Here is a 413-nt window from a genome sequence, read left to right as displayed (position 1 = left end):
CGGGGGGCCAGCCGGTCAAGATCAGCGGCAGCCGCGATCTGACCTTTGCGGGAATCGCCCGGGAAGCGGCGGAACGCAAAGGCATCGGCTTGATCGGCATTATCGACAGCCATTCTCCTGCCGTCCAGCAGGATATTATGCACTGTCTTCATAATGGAGAAATGACGGAGGCCGAAGGCGGCGGCATCGCGTATAGGGGAACGGCAATCGTGCTTGGGACGGAGATTGAAATCCGCGAGCCCGGGCGCAAGGAATGCCATGTGCTGGCCTTCCTGCCGGATCTTGAGGCGATGAGCGAGTTCAGCCGCTGGATGGGGCGCCATATGAAGAACGTTAACTTAAGCTCCCAGCGCATCTATGTTCCCTCCCGGGAGCTTCAGGACGAGATCTGCGGGCGCGGCGGGATATTGATA

General features: G+C 59.8%; 1 pseudogene. It reads left to right on the top strand.

Annotated elements, in window-relative coordinates:
- Positions 1-413, top strand: a pseudogene (locus L692_RS32845) (TIGR00375 family protein); the annotation flags it as partial.

This window comes from Paenibacillus forsythiae T98, assembly GCF_000520735.1.
GTDB lineage: Bacteria > Bacillota > Bacilli > Paenibacillales > Paenibacillaceae > Paenibacillus_AQ > Paenibacillus_AQ forsythiae.
This window is presented reverse-complemented; position numbering and strand designations above follow the sequence as displayed.